This window comes from Nocardiopsis codii (genome assembly GCF_036327455.1).
GTDB classification, from domain to species: domain Bacteria; phylum Actinomycetota; class Actinomycetes; order Streptosporangiales; family Streptosporangiaceae; genus Nocardiopsis; species Nocardiopsis codii.
In genome coordinates this window covers 1-15942 of record NZ_JAUZMY010000021.1, presented here as the reverse complement: position 1 = coordinate 15942, position 15942 = coordinate 1, and the positions used below count along the sequence as shown (strand labels likewise).

12 protein-coding genes and 1 pseudogene are annotated in these 15942 nt (G+C 71.6%); 3 read left to right on the top strand and 10 right to left on the bottom strand.

Annotated features, from left to right (window positions below; all coding sequences use genetic code 11):
* Positions 1 to 16 precede the first annotated feature (16 nt).
* A complete protein-coding gene (locus Q8791_RS20290) occupies positions 17 to 784 on the bottom strand; it encodes a GntR family transcriptional regulator (RefSeq protein ID WP_330093339.1) in 768 nt (255 codons plus the stop codon).
* 242 nt (positions 785 to 1026) lie between these two features.
* On the opposite strand from Q8791_RS20290, the gene Q8791_RS20285 reads away from it, so the two are divergent.
* A complete protein-coding gene (locus Q8791_RS20285) occupies positions 1027 to 1980 on the top strand; it encodes a TAXI family TRAP transporter solute-binding subunit (protein ID WP_330093338.1) in 954 nt (317 codons plus the stop codon).
* A 30-nt stretch (positions 1981 to 2010) separates the two neighbouring features.
* Here the strand turns inward: Q8791_RS20285 and Q8791_RS20280 are convergent, their stop codons facing one another.
* Both Q8791_RS20280 and Q8791_RS20275 read right to left on the bottom strand, forming a co-directional pair.
* Positions 2011 to 3411 (bottom strand): HAMP domain-containing sensor histidine kinase, encoded by a 1401-nt coding sequence (locus Q8791_RS20280; RefSeq protein WP_330093337.1) that lies wholly within the window; start codon positions 3409 to 3411, stop codon positions 2011 to 2013.
* 3 nt (positions 3412 to 3414) lie between these two features.
* Positions 3415 to 4092: a response regulator transcription factor gene (locus Q8791_RS20275; RefSeq protein ID WP_330093336.1), complete on the bottom strand. Its 678-nt coding sequence runs from the start codon at positions 4090 to 4092 to the stop codon at positions 3415 to 3417.
* Between the two features lie 1056 nt (positions 4093 to 5148).
* Between Q8791_RS20275 and Q8791_RS20270 the strand changes: the two genes are divergently transcribed.
* Complete coding sequence (locus tag Q8791_RS20270) at positions 5149 to 5346, top strand: DUF397 domain-containing protein (protein WP_330093335.1); 198 nt, start codon at positions 5149 to 5151, stop codon at positions 5344 to 5346.
* Positions 5347 to 5383: 37 nt separating this feature from the next.
* Here Q8791_RS20270 and fxsT read toward each other — a convergent pair whose 3' ends face one another.
* The 6 genes from fxsT to Q8791_RS20240 all read right to left on the bottom strand — a co-directional run bounded on the left by fxsT (position 5384) and on the right by Q8791_RS20240 (position 14949).
* Positions 5384 to 9880: an FxSxx-COOH system tetratricopeptide repeat protein gene (gene fxsT, locus Q8791_RS20265; protein ID WP_330093334.1), complete on the bottom strand. Its 4497-nt coding sequence runs from the start codon at positions 9878 to 9880 to the stop codon at positions 5384 to 5386.
* Positions 9877 to 11070 carry an AAA family ATPase gene (locus Q8791_RS20260; RefSeq protein ID WP_330093333.1) on the bottom strand — a complete coding sequence of 398 codons (1194 nt, stop codon included), beginning with the start codon at positions 11068 to 11070 and terminating at the stop codon, positions 9877 to 9879. The genes fxsT and Q8791_RS20260 overlap by 4 nt, the downstream gene beginning before the upstream one ends.
* Before the next feature lie 21 nt (positions 11071 to 11091).
* Positions 11092 to 12651, bottom strand: coding sequence for a hypothetical protein (locus Q8791_RS20255; protein WP_330093332.1), 1560 nt, complete (start codon positions 12649 to 12651; stop codon positions 11092 to 11094).
* Positions 12648 to 13568, bottom strand: coding sequence for a trypsin-like serine peptidase (locus Q8791_RS20250; RefSeq protein WP_330093331.1), 921 nt, complete (start codon positions 13566 to 13568; stop codon positions 12648 to 12650). Before Q8791_RS20250 ends, Q8791_RS20255 begins: the two co-directional genes overlap by 4 nt.
* Before the next feature lie 247 nt (positions 13569 to 13815).
* Positions 13816 to 14256 (bottom strand): DoxX family protein, encoded by a 441-nt coding sequence (locus Q8791_RS20245; RefSeq protein ID WP_330093330.1) that lies wholly within the window; start codon positions 14254 to 14256, stop codon positions 13816 to 13818.
* 186 nt (positions 14257 to 14442) lie between these two features.
* Entirely contained in the window at positions 14443 to 14949 is a 507-nt protein-coding gene (locus Q8791_RS20240) for a MarR family winged helix-turn-helix transcriptional regulator (RefSeq protein WP_330093329.1), read from the bottom strand.
* A gap of 81 nt (positions 14950 to 15030) precedes the next feature.
* Between Q8791_RS20240 and Q8791_RS20235 the strand changes: the two genes are divergently transcribed.
* Entirely contained in the window at positions 15031 to 15819 is a 789-nt protein-coding gene (locus tag Q8791_RS20235; RefSeq protein WP_330093328.1) for a dioxygenase family protein, read from the top strand.
* Here the strand turns inward: Q8791_RS20235 and Q8791_RS20230 are convergent.
* Positions 15816 to 15942: pseudogene (locus Q8791_RS20230) on the bottom strand (IS481 family transposase); the annotation flags it as partial. The gene Q8791_RS20235 and the pseudogene Q8791_RS20230 sit on opposite strands and share 4 nt — an antisense overlap.

The window sequence follows — 15942 nt, the reverse complement described above, 5'->3', positions numbered from 1 at the left end:
CGGCGGGGCGCCCGTGTCAGCGGGCGTCGGAGTGGAGGGCCATCTGCGTCAGCGCGCGCCGGGCGCGCTCCAGGACGACCTCCATGGAGGCGCCGACGTGCTCGTGCATGGCGCGGTAGGCGGAGTCGAGCTCGCCGGCGACGAGGTGTTCGGTGATCTGGATGTGCTCGGTGATGGTGGAGGTGATCCGGTCGCCGGTGAGGAAGTCGTACATGCGGACCCGGCGGATGCGCTGGTTGACGGAGACGAGGGAGTCGGTGAGGGCGCGGTTGCCGGAGGCGCGGGAGAGGGCGGCGTGGAACTCCTCGTCCAGGAGGACGAAGGAGGGGTCCGGCGCGGGCGGGTCGGCGCGGAGCTTCCCCCACCGATCCAGCTCGACGAGGAGGATCTCGGGGTCGTGCCGGACGGTGGGGTCCTCGATGGCGCGGGAGATGCCGCGGAGTTCGAGGGTGACCCGGAGCTCGTAGAGGTCGCGGAGCTCGGCGAGGTTGGGGACGGTGGCGTAGAAGCCGTTCTCGCGCCGCTCGACCAGGCCGTCGGAGTGCAGGCGGGCGAGCGCCTCGCGCACGGGGGTGCGGGAGACGCCGAAGCGCTCGGCGAGCCGCACCTCGCCCAACCGGGTGTGGGGCGCGATACGCCCGCTCAGGACCTCCTCGCGCATCAGGGCGTAGACCCGGTCCCGGCGCGAGGTGGCGGTCCCCTCCGCCCGCGCTCCCGTCCGCCGCCCGCCGCGGACGGACGCCTCCGGGACGGGATCCGCCTCTGTATACATCGGTGTGTCCATGGGGCCCGACGCTAGGAAGGACGTGTTTCGACGGCCCTGCCTCCCCGTGAAGCCTGGGTTTCCCCGTGTTTCCGCGTGTTTCGTACCTGCGTGCGCGGGGCGTCACGAACGGGGCCCGGCGGCCGGGGCGTCGGAATCCGCGGGCCCCGCGCCCGGCGGGCGCCGGCGCCCCGGACCGAGGACGGCGCTCCCCGCGGCACACACCGTCCCCGGCCACCGTCCGTCCTGCCTAAGCTGCATGCATGTATCCGATGGGACCGAACCGGCGCACCGTGCTGCTGAGCGCGGCGGGGGCAGCCGTCGCCGCGGCCGTGGGCGGTTGCTCGCGCGGCCCCGAGTACGGGATCACCGAGCTGGTCGTCGCCACGGGGCCGCCCGGCGCGGTCTTCCGGGAGATCGGCGCGAAGTTCGCCATCCTGCTCCAGGAGGCGCTGCCCGGCCTGGAGGTGGCGACGGTGCAGACCGGCGCCTCCCTCGACAACCTGTACCTGCTGGACGAGGGCGCGGCCGACCTGGGCTTCACCAGCCTCGACGCGGTGCTGTCGTACGAGGACGACACCGGCGCGGGCGCCAGGCTCAAAGCCGTCGGACGCCTCTACGACAGCTTCGTCCACCTGGTCGTCCTCGACGACTCGCCCGTGCGCGAACTCTCCGACCTGGAGGGCCTGCGCGTGTCGGTGGGGTCGGTCAACTCCGGCACCGAGTTCACCGTCGCCGAGATCCTGGAGGAGACCGGGCTGACCGTGGAGTCCGTCCGGCTCGACCAGGCCGCCTCCGCCGACGCCCTGTCCGCAGGGGAGATCGACGCCATGTTCTCGCTGACCGGGCTGCCGACCCCGGCCGTCGCCGAGCTCGCCGAGAGGCACGCGGTGCGTCTGATCGACCTGGCCGACACGGCCGACGTGATGGCCGACGTCTACCCGGAGGCCTACTTTCCGGCGACGCTCCCCGCGACCACCTACTCGGAGGTCCCGGCCTGCCCGACCATCTCCATCCCCAACCTGCTGCTGTGCCGGGCGGACCTGGACGACGACCTGGCGTACCGGGTCACCGACACCGTCTACCGGGGTCAGGCGCGGCTGGCGGCCCAGCGCCCCGAGGCCGCTCAGATCAACGTGCGCACCGGCATCTCCACCGGTGTCGTGCCCCTGCACCCCGGTTCCGAACGCTGGTACCGGGACAACAAGCCGGCCTGAGTCGGCGGGCCGTGAGTGCCGTCCGACCGGTCAGTCCCCGGTGTCGCGCACCGGCGGGAGCGTGATCACCACGCCGAACCCGCGGCGCTCGCCCCCGGGCAGGCCGGGGCCCGGCGTGAGCCGTCCACCGGCCTCCCGGACCAGGTCGGCGACGATCGCCAGGCCGAGACCGGTGCCCTCCGTGTTCTGGTGCTGCGGAGAACGCCAGAACCGGTCCAGGGCCGCCGTGTACTGGTCCTCCGGCAGCCCGTCGCCGTCGTCGAGCACACTGATGCTCACGGGGTCGCCCGGAACGGCCTCCACCACCACCCGGGTGCCGCCGGACAGGCGCATGGCGTTGCTGACCAGTTCGTCGAGGATGCTGCCCAGGCCGCCCGCCGGGGCGTACACGCGGACCCCGGCGGGGACCTCGGTGCCGACGGTGATGCCGCGGGCCGCGCCCAGCGCCTTCCAGCGCTCCACCCTGCTCTCCAGGACCTCGGCGACCTCCACGGCCTCGGTCCCGGTGACGCTCTCCAGCCGCGTGGCGGCCAGCAGCGAGTTCAGCATCCTGTGCATGACCGCCGCCTCGTCGACGGCGACCTCGTGGGCCTCCCGCGCCTCAGGGGTGTCCAGGTGCGGCGCGAGGTTCTCCACGGACAACCGCAGGCTGGCCAAGGGGTTGCGCAGCTGGTGGGAGGCCTCGGAGACGAACGAGCGCTGGCGGTCCAGGGCCCTGCGCACGACCCCCACCATCGTGTTGAACGACTCGGTTAGGCGGCGCAGCTCCGGAGGGCCCCGCTCGGCGTCCACGTGGACGTCGAGGTCGCCCGAGGCGACCGCCGTCGTGGCGGCGTCCAGCTTGCGGATGGGCCGGAGCACCCAACGCGACAGCGGCAGGGACGCCGTCGCCAGGACCGTCAGGGGCGCGATGCTGAGCAGGCCGAGCAGGCCCCAGACCTGGAGGGTGTCGGCGTCGAGCGCCTGGGTGGGGGCGACCACCACCACCGCGCCCGCGACCTCGCTGTCGCGCCCGATCGGCTCGGCGACCACCAGGGGCTCGGGGTTCCACGGCCACACGGTGGACGGCGGTGCCGGGCGCTCCCCCGCCATCGCGGCGCGGATGGTCCGCGGGTCGGGGACCTCGTCGAGGACGTCGCGCATCCGGTGCCGGTCCCCGGAGCCGGTGATGACCTGGCCGTCGGGCGCGACCACGAGCGCCGGAATGCCGTACAGCTCCTCGTAGCGGACCATCTCCTGGGCGAGGGGGTCGAGCCGGTCGGTCTCCAGGGCGGTGCGGGCCAGGGCGGCGAACCGTCCGGCGTCCCCCAGCCTGTCGACGTACACCTCCTGGGTGCGCTGCTGGGCGATGACCGTGCCCAGGGGGACGAACACGGCGGCGACGATCACGAACGCGACCGGGAGCAGGATGGCGAGCAGGCGCCGCAGCAACGGTCAGGCCCCGTCGAGGAGGTAGCCGACACCGCGCACGGTGCGGATGCGGACGGCGCGGCCGACCTTGGCGCGCAGCGAGGCGATGTGCGTGTCGAGGGTCCTGGAGGAGGTCTCCCAGGCGTCGCCCCACACCTGGTCGAGGATCTGGTCGCGGGCGACGACCGACGGGGAGCGGGAGGCCAGCAGGACGAGCAGGTCGAACTCCTTGCGGGTCAGTTGGAGCTCCCGGCCGGCGGCCCGCGCCTCGCGGGAGTCGGGGTCGACGGTGAGCGCGCCGACCGTGAGCGGGGGTTCGGCCTCGACGGCCTCGGCCCGCGCCGGTCGGGTGCGACGGAGGACGGCGTCGATCCGGGCGAGGAGTTCGGCGACGCCGAAGGGCTTGACCACGTAGTCGTCGGCCCCGGCGCGCAGCCCGCGCACACGGTCGCGTTCCTCGCCACGCGCGGTGACGGCGATGATGGCGGTCTGGGGCCGCTCCCGGAGCTTGCGCAACAGGTCGATGCCGTCGGCGTCGGGGAGGCCGAGGTCGAGAAGGACCACGTCGGCGGCGGGTGCGGTGAGCGCGCGCTCGGCGGTGGCGACCCGCTGGACGTCGAAGGACGCCGCCCGTAGGGCGGTCACCAGGCCACGGGCGACCCGATCGTCGTCCTCCACCACGAGAATGCGCATGTCCAGCATGGTAGGCAGTGTTTCGGGCCACCGCGGACGGCGGCGCACGGCCGGACGCCCCGCGACTCCCGCGGCGGGAGGCGCGGAGCGGCCCCCCGCGGCGTCTCCGCGCGGTCGGGGCGCGGTGTCGGAACCGCTCCGCCACCTGTCCGGTGGAGGTGTCCGGCCGCCCCGCCTGCCGGACGGGCCGCGACGGGGCCGGTCCGCTCCCGGGGCAGGCGGTCCCCTGGGACACGAGGTCGACCGCGGCCACGGGACCCGGCCCCTCCGCCGGTTCCTCGGGGCTCCGTCCGGGCGGTCACCGGTGGAGGGCGGCGTCCCCGGTGTGCACGGCCGACACGCCGTGGACTCCGCCACCGGCGGAATTGCGCGTTCTGCCCGGATTCACACCGCTTCCCTCCCGCACTCCCGGGCCGGACCAGGAGAACACCAATCCCTCCGCCTCCCTGGAGAAGTGGCAACCCGCCCCGACCGGACGCACTCACAATGGATTACCTGCAGAAACTCCCCTTCGGTCCGACTTCGCGAAGTTCTCCCTATAGATCCCGGTACGTCCGCCCGCTTTCCACCGGTCAAGGCCTTCGCCATCGCGGACCCGAGGGTCCCGGCTCTTTCCCGGGCAACGCCACTTTGGGACCACCGCGAGCTGGCGCGATTCCGGTCAGGACCACCGAAAAGCTTTACCTTCCGACACGCGCTCACCTCCGATGACGCCGTGGCCTCAGTGGCACCGGGGAACACCGAACCCCCACTGAACAGGACACTTCGGAAATCTCCTCACACTTCCTGTCCGCTGTGTTCGGCCCGACGAACGGGAAACGTTCTGGAAGCATCGTTTTATGAACAGTCCGAGGATGGATGCATCCGGACAACATGATCACTACCCCAGTGGGCATGTACAAGTCGGTTCGAAAGTCAGCAGAATATATGGGAGATCCGAAGTCGGACCGGGTCGAACTGACAGGGCCGCACGGGAAACAGGAGCGACCAATGGTCGGACCGGAAGAATCGAGGCCGCCGCGTGCGTAGAAACAACCAGGAAAGACATCCCGGACGGGTGCTCTCGTGAGGGGGTTGGGACGGGAGCCCGGGCAGTGGCGCACGTCGAGCCACAGCGGCGGAGTGAACAACTCGTGCGTCGAGGTGGTTCTGCGCCAACCCGTCGTCGTCGGAATCCGCGACTCCACGCACCGTGACCGTGTGGAGCTCGCCCTGCCCGTACACCAGTGGGTCACGCTGCTCCGGCTCGCCGACCGCGCCTGACCGGGCGTGGTCCGGGGTCGCCCCCGGACCACTGCGGTCACATCTGGGCGAGGTAGATGTCCGCGTCGCCGCGCACGCTCTTGCGGATGCTCAGCGTCGCGGGGTGGTCGGCACCCATCGCCTCCCGGTACTGGTCCTCCACCTCGATGAACTCCGGGTCGACGTCCTCCCCCTGGGCCCTGCGGTCCACGAGCAGGTTGCGGCGGGCCAGGAGGGTCAGCGGGTGCCTCGGCCCCAGTTCCCTGGTGCACCCGGCCAGCGCCTCCTCGTCGAGTTCCCGGGCCCCCGCCACGTCCCCCGTGAGGAAGTGGTCGTTGGCCAGGTTGACCAGGCAGGAGAGCGCACTGGGGTGGTGGCCGCCGATCCGCTCCCGGAACAGCACCAGTGCACGCTCGTCCAGCTCGCGCGCCTCGGCGACCCTGCCGAGGCGGCGCAGGATGATCGCCTGGTTGATGTTCGCGGCTCCGACGTACGGGTGCTGGTCCCCCAGGAGCTTGACGTAGCGCTCACCGGTGGTCTGCGCCAGCTCCAGGGCCTCGTCGTGCTGGTCGACCGCGCTGAGGGACATCGAGTGCACGAGAGCCGCGTACATGGTGTCGTTGCTGTCCGCGCCCTGTTTGATCCGGAAGCGCTGCCAGGCCTTCTCGGAGAGGGCGAAGGCCTCCCGGTGGCGCCCGATCCGACGGCGCATGACGGCGAGCGTCCGCACGTTGCTCAGGATCCCCGGGTCGTCCTCGTCGAGCAGACTGGTGACCCGTTCGACCTGGTTGGTCTGGATCGCCTCCGCCTCCCGGTACAGGCCCCGTTCCATCAGCGCCTCCGCGTACCCGTTGTTGGTGCCGAGGGTGCGCCCGTGGTCGGGGCCGAAGACGATCTCCAGCCGGGTCAGGGTGTCGCGGTACTGCTCGGCCGAAGCCGCCGGGTCACCGCTGAGCAGCAGGTTGAAGGCCCGGAAGTGGGCCGTGAGCAGCGTGTGGGGGTCCTCCTCGCCGAACAGGCGCACCCGGCGGTGGTAGGCGTCCGCGGCGGCGGTGAGCGAGTCCCGGAACCTGCCGACGAACCGCAGGCTGCGGATGTGCTCGATCTCCGCCTCCAGGGTCTCCGGGTCCTCCGGGTTCTGCAGCTCGCGCAGCGTGGCCAGGGTGGACTCCCCCAGTTGGAGGGCCTCCGCCAGGTGGCCCTGGCCGCGCATCGCCACGGCGACCTGGACCGCCATGCTGAGGGTGGACGGGTGGTTCTCCCCCAGGTGCTCGCGCCACCACGCCCACGCGGTGTCGCCCAGGCGCCGGGCGTCGTCGAACTCCTGGCGCAACAGCGCCATCCGGCACATCTGGACCACGACGGCGCGCACCCACGGGTCCTCGCAGTCCCAGGCCTGGGCCGCCCACACGTGCGGGAGCAGGTCCGTGAAGCGACCGGCGTCGGTCGACACGTCCTGGAGGTCGCTGCGGCCCAGCAGCTGGTGCGCGCAGTGGCGCATCTCCTCGCGCTCCGCCTCGCCCATGGGGGCCTGGACCGCCCGCTGCACCAGCCGGTGCAGGGAGATCGTGTTGCGCTGGTGGTCGATGTGGGCGAGGCTGTTGCGCCCGATGTCACGGATGGCCATGCCGAGCTTGGCCGGATCCTCCAGCGCGGCCCGCAGCTCCGGCGGGCCGTCGATGCCCCGCGCGTGGTTGAAGAGGGCACGGGGGATGGGCGAGGTCGCCATGAACGAACAGAGCTGGAGCATCTGGAGCGCGGCCGGGTTGGTCATGGCCAACCGGTCCAGGGAGACGTTCCACGCGGCGGCGACCGCCACGGGGTACGTTCCGTCCGGCCGCAGCAGCGCGAGCATCTCCTCGCTCTTGTCCGCGAACTGGCGCAGGTACTCCTCGGTCGCCATACCGCTCTCGTGCAGCCACACCGCCGCCTGGTTGAGCGCCAGCGGGAGGTCGCCGAGCTCGCGCGCGAGGGCGTCCGCCTCGTCGTCGGTGAGGGTGGCGGGTCCCCGCCGTTTGAGGAGTTCGATGCTCTCCTTGCGCTCGAACTCCTGGACGGCCAGGAAGGCGTCACCCCCCGCCACGGTCCAACTGTTGTCCCGAGAAGTGATGATCACGTGCCCCTCGCCCCCGACAGGAAGATACTGTTCCAGTTCGGTCCGGGCCTGCGCGTTGTCGTAGACGAGAAGCCAGCGTTGGAAGAGCCCGCCCTGGTGGAGTGCCGCGAGCACGTCCTCCACGACGTGACCGCTGCCCGCACCGGCGCTGTCCAGCCTGAGGCGGGACGCCAGCACGGAGAAGCTCTCGCGCAGCTGGTTGCTGTGGGCGGAGGGGATCCAGACGATCAGGTCGTATTCGGAGGCGTACCTGTGCAGGTACTCCTTCGCGAGTTCGGTCTTGCCCACCCCTGACATGCCGTTCAGCGCGGTGATGACCTGGCGCTGTCCCGTGAGGAGCTGGGCCCTCAGCGCGGAGAGCAGCTCCTCACGTCCCGTGAAGGCGCTGTTCTTGCGGGGAACCTGCACCCAGACAGCGCTCAGCGGCCGACCGCTGGTGGACGATCTGCTCGTGTGGCCGGTGTGAATTTCGCCAGAATCGTTCATTCTGTCCCCAATTGACGGGTTTGTAGACATAATTGGCGTTTCACCCGACCGATCAGAAAAGGATGCGGTATTCCGTGTCTTCCTGTTGTCGCTCTTGCTCGTTTGCGCAGATCCGGGAACCTGTGACAATCCTAAACCAGGGGCGGTCCGGGCCCAGACCTCTGACGCGACAGAATCCCGATATCCGTTGTTTCGGGCCGCTTCCGCGTACTCTCTGATAGGAGCCGAATATCGGCGGACGAGGGCCGCGCTCTCCACGGCCGGGAGCATGAACCGCACCCACGGGCGCGACGTCACCGTGTTCGTCGGCGAGACCACGTGCTCACCCTTGAGCATCCTCGCGAGGTCGCCGAACCAGGGGTCCACCCGCAGCAGGCGCTCCGCCGCCAGGCCGAGCATCCGGCGGATGTCGGACACCCGCCCTCCCCGGGCCAGGAGGGACGTGCGGACGCCCTCACGGAAGTCCCACCGGACCTCTCCGTGCTCGGAGGGATCCCTCATCCTCACGAGCCCGCTGAAGAACACCTCGGTCAGCTCGGACGGCGTCGCCCTGCCCATCACGTCCTCGCACACGGCCTCCACGAGGCGCGGGTCCAGCGGCACGGCGGACAGCGCCACTGCCAGGTCGAACGCCTCGGGGGTCGCCGCCCTCTGGAAGCGGAGGACCTCCTGGTCCGCGTCGAACCCCTCGCCGGTCCCGGCGTCCGGCGCCTCCGGCAGCACCGGTCCGGGCCGCCCGGGGAACTCCGCGGTGTGCGCCCACAGCCGCGAGCGGCCCAGGCCCATCACGAACGACGCCCACTCGTGGATGGCGGACGGTTTCAGCGGCAGCACCGGGACCAGGGCCCCCGCCGCGGGCTCGTCCTCCTCGGCGACCAGGTCCGCGAGCGTCCGTTGGCGCACGTACCGGGTGTTCGGGGCGCCGGCCGCGGCCGGCCAGGACACGCCCAGCTCCGTGAGGAGGGTGGTGATGGCGCCACGGCTCCACAGCCGGGGACGGAGGAGGTGCAGGATCGCGAGGGCGCCGTCCCCGGCGGCTCCCGCCACCCACTCCTGGAAGCCCCGGTCCCTCCAGGCGCCGCCGAGCCCGTCGGTGAGGATGAGGGTGACGTGCGCGCCGGTCGGGCGGCGCCCGCCGAGCCTGCGGCTCCGCCCCTGGGCGTCCCTCAGGACCGGCCGCCCCGTGCGCTCGGAGTCGAAGTGCAGTGTGCGCACCCCCCGGAAGACCCCGCTGTCCCGGAGGAGCCCGGCGAACTCGCCCGCCAGGCCCCGCTGGAACAGCATGGTGACGCCCTCGTCGAGCAGCAGGGTCAGGTCCACCGCCCTCCGCTCGCGTGCCCGGAGTACCGGCACGACGGGGACACCGGCGCGCTCGCGTTCGCCGTCCGACCAGTGGAGGCTGTCCAGCAGCGAGCGGGCGTAGCCGCGCGCGGTGCCCTCCGGATCGACCTGGTCGGCCACGCCCTGCGGGGTCTTGAGGTTGAACGGCGACAGCGCCGCGACCAGGTCCTGCCGCCCCTCCAGGACCGGTTGGACGAACTCGGGCGGCTCGGTCCCCCTCCCGGGCCCGGAGCCGGGGGGCGGCCCCGGCCCCTCCGGCCGCTCCGCGGCCGGCGGGTCGTGTCCTTTCCGGCCCGTCGGCACGGCGCCTCCCGCGCCGACGGCGGACCCGGCGTCCGGGGGGCGGACGTACCCGTGGTCGGCGCCCCGGTCCGGGGCCGGCGGCCACGGCTCCGATCCGTCCTCGTGGCCGGCGTCGCCAGGGGGGCCGCCCGGGTCCTCACCGAGGCGGTGCGTCCGCGGGGCCCGCCGCGCGCTCGCGTCGCACAGGGCCGCCAGATGGATCGCGTCCGCCAGGTCGGTGGCGGTGAGTCCGAACCCCCGGGGTGGAGACCCGCCCGCGTCGCTTGTAACCCGGGGGCCCTCGCTCCCCGGATCCCGCCCCGAACTCATCCCGGGCTTTCCGTCAACCGGTGCCAGAGCAGCTCCGAGAGCTCCCGCACCTGCTCCCCCTCGGGACCGGTCTCGTCCGGACCGAGCGCGCCGACCAGGTGCACGGCGTTGAGCAGCTGGTCGATGGCGAGTTCGTGCCCGCTCCCGCTCCTCTCCAGGAACTCGGTCACCAGCAGTCGCGCCCCGGCGGGCACATCGCCCCCGAAGTGTCCGGCCACGGCGGCGAGCAGCTCGTGCTCGTCGGGAAGGCCCATCCGAACCGGGATGCAGCGCCGCATGAACGCGGGCGGGAGGTCGCGTCCGCTGTTGCAGGTGAGCACGGTGATGGGGAAGGCGGAGCAGAGCACCTCACCGTGGGAGACCGGCACGGTGCGGCCGGGGTCGTCGGTGGCCACCTCGATCGTCGGCGCCACCCCCGACAGCCTGGTCAGCTCGGGGATGCGGTAGCCGCCGTTCTCGAACAGGTCGAGCAGGTCGCCGGGCAGGTCGAAGTCGCCGAGGTCGAAGTCGTCGATCAGCAGGACACGGGGGGTCCTCGTGGGGAGGAACGCGGTGCCCAGGGCGCCCAGGGCCAGGTAGCGGCTGATCGCCTCCGCGCTGCTGCGCAGGTGGGCGTCGCCGTCGCCCGCGTAGCGCCGGTCGGGCGCCTGCCCCGTGGCCCGGCGGTGGGCGTTCTCGAGGTTGAGGTCGTGGATCTGTGTGAGCGGGTCGTAGGAGTACAGGCCGTCCCGCACGGTGCTCCTGCTGGTCACGGCCCAGCGGAGCGTCCTGCCGAGGTTGAGTTCGCGGGCGATCTGGTGGGCCAGGCTGGACTTGCCCACCCCGGGCGGTCCGGTGACGAGCAGCGGCCTGCGCAGGTGGATCGCCGCGTTGACCTTGTCCAGGAGGTGCTTGCGGTGGGGGCCGAGCGGGACCGGGCCGGCACGGCGGTGGAGGGGACCGAGGTGCCGTGTGCCCTCCGCGGGGGAGGGGTCGTCCTCCTCCGGCTCCCCCGGCTCACCGAGGGGTGCGGACGGCTCGTAGAAGGGGGACGCCGAACCGGAGTTCAACGCCCCGCCGTAGGTACGCCACTGCGGAGGGGGAGGTAACCGTGTCGCGAGGTCGAGGTGCGCACGCGGCTGACCTGTGCCGTGGAAGACCCACCACTCCGGCACGGAGTCGGTGGACCCGGGTTCGGCTGATGTGGTCATGGCGAGCCCTTCGAGCCTCGGTCAACAGGGGGCGGTACGGATACTGCTGGCGGCCAGCGGCGTGGGGTCGGGGAGGACCGGCAGGGAATCGTGATAGAAGACGGCGACCTCGAAGCTTTCTTCGATGTACCCGCTATCGTCCGGCGAAACGCCCCCGACACGGGACTTGTGGAGCACCTGGGGGATTGCCTGGATTTTCTCTGATGACACCGTCACCTCCCGTCCCGTCTTCCCCAGATTGAGCCACGGTCCGATTCCCCGGCCATTGTTGGCGGAACGCCACATCACAACCGGAACTCCGAACCTGATCGCGGACCGGACGGACTGGTGACAGTCGTCCAAATGGGAGGGGACGGAGAGGAGTGCGATTCTATCGTCCACGAGTCGATCCTCCAATGGTTCCCGATAAGTCCGACCGCTCAGCCGCTCCTTCGTCTCCGCCTCGTGCGCCGTGTCGAGGTGGAGCGCCGAGCCGCACCGGAACAGGGCCGCCCACCGCTGGGCCAGGGACTTCCTACCCGCGTCGTAGTCACGCCACGTCGGAACCTCCAGCTCCGCCGCACGGTAGATCACCTCCGCTCGGGCTCCGAGCGGCAGGCGGCCCGGCCCGGCGCACGCCTCCTGCCAGCGGTCGGCCTCCAGCTCCCGGAGCAGGTCCAGCTCCCCGACCAGTTCCACCCGCATCCTCCCCCCGTGGAGGTCCCTGCGGTGGTCCACCTCCACGAGGCCGAGCAGGACTCCGACGCTGTCGGCGATCCTGTCCTGGGTGACGCCCCTCCGGGTGCCCGAGTCGCAGAAGTCGGGAGGGTCGCCCCGGTGCTCCCGGAGCACCGTCCAGTACCGGAGGTCGTGGCGGCCCCGCTCCTCGCCCCTCTCGACGTGGACGACCAGTCGCGCGGGCACGTCCTGCCAGGCGCCGGGCCCGGGGGGCCCGCCGGCCGGGTCGGGCACCGCTCCCCCGCCCCAGCCCTCCAGCAGTCCCGCGCAGTGCAGCACGCCCCCGGCGCCCAGGATCGCGCAGAACTCGACCAGCGCGGACTCCCCTCCGGCGCCGGGTATCTCGGCCAGGGCCACGAACGTGTGCCACGCCGTGTCGGAGGGGGTCCGGTCGATGTGCCGGGACCCGCGCACGCGGTCGGCGTCCTCCCGGAAGGCGGCGGCGTCGTACCGGTCCAGCTCCTCGCGGACGGTGTCGACCTGCTGCCGCGTGGCCTCGGGGATCGCCTGGCTGACCTGGTCCCACTCCTCCTCCCGCACCAGGGGTTCGGCGATCAGGGAGGCCGTCCTCCAGCTCTGGCTGTCGTCCGACCAGTAGCCGATCCACCGCATGAGGACGCCGAGGAGGCGGCTGTCCCGGCACCGGCCGACCAGCGCGTCGGTGAAGACCACCGGCACGGCGTTGCGGTTGACGCCGGAGCGGACCCGGGGGAGCTTGCCCAGCAGCAGATCGTGGTACTCCGGGGAGGTGACGCACGTGACCGAGCACAGGGCCTTGGCCAGCCTGGCGTAGTCGGCCTCGTCCACCCGGGGCGGGGCCGGGCCCTCCAGGGGCTGGTCCTCGATGCCGGCCGACCTGCTCACCCGTCGTGCCCCGTCAGGAGCGGCGCCGCCGCCTCGCGCACGCGGAGCATGCCCGCGCTCCCGTCCTCCCGCTCGTCGAGGAGGTCGAGGACTGCTCCGAGGAGGCGGTACTCGCCGTGGGCGAGGGAGACCAGCTGCGAGGCGAAGACCGTGAGGTCCTGGTCCGCGCGGAGTCTGCGCCGCAGCCGCGGGTCGAGCGCGACGTAGAGGTCGAACCGCAGGTCGGGCGAGAGCAGGGTGCGCAGGTCGGTCATGGCACGGGCGGTGAGCGCGACAGCGGTCCCGGTGTCGGGCGCGGCGCTCCGGTCGGGTCCGGGCCCCCACACCCGGGGGATCCCGTCCATCGGGATCATCCAGCCCGCCCTGCCGTTCGCGGCCGCCTCGCAGACGACGCCCAGGAGGCCGTCGTCCCTCTCCTCCCGGACGCCGCTGCCGCTGAAGCCCGGCAGGACGGTGAAGCCGGTGACGGAGTCGACGTCGATCTGCGTGTAGCCGAACCGGCTGCCGCTGTCGCCGGTGATCCGTCCGGTCACCCAACGTCCGTTCTCGGCGTTGGGGAAGCCCAGCACCCTGACGCGGTCCCCGACGCGGTGCCGGGCGACGGCGGCGGGCGGCCCGGGGGCGGCGCGGTCGAGGCGCAGCACGGCGACGTCCCAGGGTGCGGAGCCCTCCCACCACCACCCGTCGGCGGGGACGGTGCCGGCGGACTCCCATCCGGGGAGTCCGCGCGGCGCGTCCAGTCGGACCGTGCTGCCGGGGCCCGCGGTGGGTCCGAGGGCCTCGATGACGACGTGGGCACAGGTGACCGCGTACTCCGGGGCGACCAGTACCGCCGCCCCGTGGAGGGCGGTACCGTCCCGGTCGGTGACGCGGAGCTGCCAGTCAGGGGTGTTCGGTCGAGTGGCCAGAGGGGACACGGTACTCCCGTTCGGCACAGGGGGTCGGAATACGGCGGACGGAACCGGTGACGCGACCCCGCTGTCAACGTGGATTTTCTTTATCGTTGATTCTACCAATCGACCCCAAAACACCATGTGCGTCGGACAGAAACACGAGACTGTGCGAACTTAAGTAGGTTTTGTGAAAGGAGTTAAGTAAGTTAAAAGTGTGATTTCCTGGCGGCCGGGCCGCCCGCCTCCGGCAGCGGGCGACCGGGCACCCCTGTCAGGAGGCCGGTAGTGATTCCGGGGTCCGCCGCGAGGTGCGACCCCACGGCATGACGCGGTCCAGGGAGTAGCGCCCCCCGGAGAACCCGAGGGCGACGGCGGTGACGGCGAGGACCACCAGGTACTCGTAACCGCCGATGAACGCGTCACCGAGGTGGGCGAAGTAGTAGGCACTGGCCATCATGAAGGCCAGGAGGAGTCCGGCGAGGGGCAGGGCGAATCCGATGACGAGCGCCAGGCCGGCGCCCATCTCGATGCCCGCGCCGAGAAGGGCCGAGAACTGGGGAAAGGGAATTCCCAGGGAGGCGAATCCCTGGGCGGTGCCTTCGAGGTCGGTCGCCTTCGGCCAACCGTGGGCGATGAATACGATGCCGACGACCGCTCTCGCGACGAGCGAGGTGGTGTCGCTTACTCTGGACACGACTGATTTCTCGGTCATGGGTGATTCCTGTTCTGTGAGCGGGTATCCCAGGGGAGATCGCAGCCCGAGTCCAACACTTGAGACTGCAACCTTTTCCTGGGAAGCCAGATGATAGTACGCATCTGCCCGAACACATAGAGTGTCGGCCCTTGATTTTCCTCCGCACACGGTCGACCCCGGTCAGGACAGGTGCCGGACCACCACTCAGTCCCGGATCCCGGCACCGTTCGGACCCGCGTACCGCGGCTCCCGCCCCTCGGGGTCCAACTCGCCGAGCATCACCTCGGAGATCGCGCGCAACTGGTCGACCTGCTCCTGCGTCAGGGAGTCGAACAGCACCCGGCGCACCTCGTGCACATGGCCCGGGGCCGCCTCCCGCAGCACCTTGAGCCCGCGGGGCGTGAGCTCGGCGATCGTGGTGCGCCTGTCCCCCAGCCGCTTGAACCGGTGGATCAGCCCGTCCTCCTCCAGCCTGGCCGCGGCGTGCGAGAGGCGGCTCGGCGAGGACCTCAACCGCCCGGCCAGCTCGGTCATCGTCAGCGCACCGCCCGGCGCCTCGGACAGCGCGACCAGGGCCTGGTAGTAGGCGTGCGGAAGTCCGGAGTCCCTTCTGAGCTGCCGGTCCAGCGAGCCCTCCAACAGGTGGACGGCGGCCAGGAAGGTCCGCCAGGTCCGCTGTTCGCCCTCGTCGAGCCACCTCGTGTCGGCCATCGGGCCCATGCCCCCCGGAATACTTGAGAGTTCAATTGTGTTCTGGTCAAAATCCGATGTCCCAGTCACAGGAGGACCTCCATGGCACCGCGGCCGACACGCATGCCGACCCTGTACCTCAGCCATGGGGCGCCGCCTCTGGCAGACGACACCCGGTGGACCCGGGAGCTGGCCGACTGGTCCGGTGGCCTCACCCGGCCGAGCGCGATCCTCGTCGTCTCGGCGCACTGGGAGGACGCTCCGCTCACCGTCGGCGCGACGGCGGACGGAGTTCCTCTGACCTACGACTTCTGGGGCTTCCCACAACGCTACTACGGAGTCACCTATCCCGCCCCGGGAGCGCCGACACTCGCCGAGAGGGTGCGCGACCTCGTCACTGGTCCGGGTGAGACCCTGCACCAGGACCCGGACCGCGGGCTCGACCACGGGGCCTACGTCCCCCTCCGGGAGATGTACCCCGACGCGGACATCCCGGTCCTCCAGGTGTCCATGCCGACCCTCGACCCGGCCGAGCTCCTCGCTCTGGGACGCCGCCTGGCTCCGCTCCGGGACGAGGGCGTCCTCATCGTCGGCAGCGGGTTCACGACGCACAACCTGCGCGAGATGTCCCGCCAGGCGCACGGGGAGGCCCCCTCCTGGTCGGTGGAGTTCGACGACTGGGTGAACCGCGCCGTGGCCGACCACGACGTCGACGCCCTGCTCGACTTCGGGCACAAGGCCCCGGCCGCCGCGATCGCCCACCCGCGCAGCGACCACTTCGCGCCGCTGTTCGTCGCCCTGGGCGCGGGCCTGGACGGCCACCGCAGCTCGCAGTCCACCGTGGACGGCTTCTGGCACGGCCTGGCCAAGCGCTCCTTCCAGTTCGACTAGGTGTACTGACCTGAGAGGTTGGTGACGCGGGAGGCGGGAGGGCCGCCTATGGCGGTGTGGAACCGGTGGTGATTGTAGTGGTACAGCCATCCGGTGAACGCCTCCCGCTTTTCGGCCTCGGAC

Bases quoted from the DNA above. Each gene is read 5' to 3' on its own strand.
- Q8791_RS20275 (WP_330093336.1), bottom strand. From the start codon at position 4,092: ATGCTGGACATGCGCATTCTCGTGGTGGAGGACGACGATCGGGTCGCC.
- fxsT (WP_330093334.1), bottom strand. From the start codon at position 9,880: ATGAGTTCGGGGCGGGATCCGGGGAGCGAGGGCCCCCGGGTTACAAGC.
- Q8791_RS20260 (WP_330093333.1), bottom strand. From the start codon at position 11,070: ATGACCACATCAGCCGAACCCGGGTCCACCGACTCCGTGCCGGAGTGG.
- Q8791_RS20240 (WP_330093329.1), bottom strand. From the start codon at position 14,949: ATGGCCGACACGAGGTGGCTCGACGAGGGCGAACAGCGGACCTGGCGG.
- Q8791_RS20285 (WP_330093338.1), top strand. From the start codon at position 1,027: ATGTATCCGATGGGACCGAACCGGCGCACCGTGCTGCTGAGCGCGGCG.
- Q8791_RS20245 (WP_330093330.1), bottom strand. From the start codon at position 14,256: ATGACCGAGAAATCAGTCGTGTCCAGAGTAAGCGACACCACCTCGCTC.
- Q8791_RS20290 (WP_330093339.1), bottom strand. From the start codon at position 784: ATGGACACACCGATGTATACAGAGGCGGATCCCGTCCCGGAGGCGTCC.
- Q8791_RS20235 (WP_330093328.1), top strand. From the start codon at position 15,031: ATGGCACCGCGGCCGACACGCATGCCGACCCTGTACCTCAGCCATGGG.